Annotated in this window: 1 pseudogene; it reads left to right on the plus strand. The window is 40.7% G+C overall.

The window, feature by feature from the left end:
• Positions 1–120: 120 nt before the first annotated feature.
• A pseudogene (locus JQC92_RS22375) lies at positions 121–606 on the plus strand (transposase); the annotation flags it as partial.
• Positions 607–1,191: the final 585 nt, after the last annotated feature.

Here is a 1,191-nt window from a genome sequence, read left to right on the forward strand (position 1 = left end):
GTTTTGTAGTGAAATTGATGCAAAATCTAAGAAATCTTGCTTTTGGGGTACGGCTCTGAATTTTGCGTAAATCAGATGCCGTACATTTAAACTCTTGAAATGGATTTTTTCAGAACCGACTATCTAGAAGTAATTAAATCACTCGCTGTCTACGAAGATAATCTTGAAAAATCCATAAACGATTACTCGGATTGCAAAAAATTACTGAAAATTGAAGGCGTAGGTCCCATAAATGCCATTAATTTGTACATTGCATTAGGTTGTGCTGAATTAGGGACATTTAGCAAAGGGAAAGATGCTTCAGCTTGTATAGGGTTAACTCCGCTACAGCATTCTAGTGGTGGCAAGACGAAAATAGGCTCTATAGGTAAGCATGTCAAAAACAGTATGATGCGTAGCCAACTGATTACTGGTGCAATGTCTTGCATAACCCAAGTTGTAAAAAGAGAAGCCCGAACTACAAAAGAAAAATGGATACAAGGGCTCGTTGAACGATGCGGGAAGAAATGTGCGGCGGTGGCGTTAGCCAATAAAACAGTAAGAACAGCCTTTGCTATGTTAACCCAGGGAACAGAATATAAGGCTGAGTTAATCCCAGCCAAGTAATGAGTCTAAACAACAAAATGCTTAATCGAAGATGAAAATCAGCCAATAAAAACAGTTACTGACATTGAGCTTTGAGCTCGCTAGGTAGAATTGTTTATTGGTTCGCGTAAATATCAGAGAGCCTGAGTTCGCTACTCAATTGAGAGCTCGTACATAAGTACGCATTTATTCATCGATTAATAACAGTTTGTTGTTGACAAGTGGGGAGTCCACATAAGTCAGTATGATGAACATATGTGAATCCATTTAAGGTGCGTTAACGTGAAGCAGCGAAAGTGGTTGAATTTACGCTGTGGCTAAAATAGCAATGAGAGTAGGTAAAGAAGTTGTCCAGTATTCTTTCGTGATCACCAATACTCTCCGCACTATTGTGGGCATCTAACCTGACATTTTGCGCAACATACGGAACATGGTAAGCCTGTATCGCTCCCTTTGGGAAAGCTGTCTGTGAAGAGAGCCGATAGTGATGCAGGTAACGGAAGCTGGAGAAAGCAAATGCTGCGTTGTAATGATGCAGATACAGATAACTATCTGGCACGCAAGTGAGCCCACTTCCAGCTGGTCTCCCGTTGCAAGAGAATTTGA

The sequence above is a fragment of the Parashewanella hymeniacidonis genome, assembly GCF_016900895.1.
In the GTDB taxonomy this organism is placed as follows: Bacteria; Pseudomonadota; Gammaproteobacteria; order Enterobacterales; family Shewanellaceae; genus Parashewanella; species Parashewanella hymeniacidonis.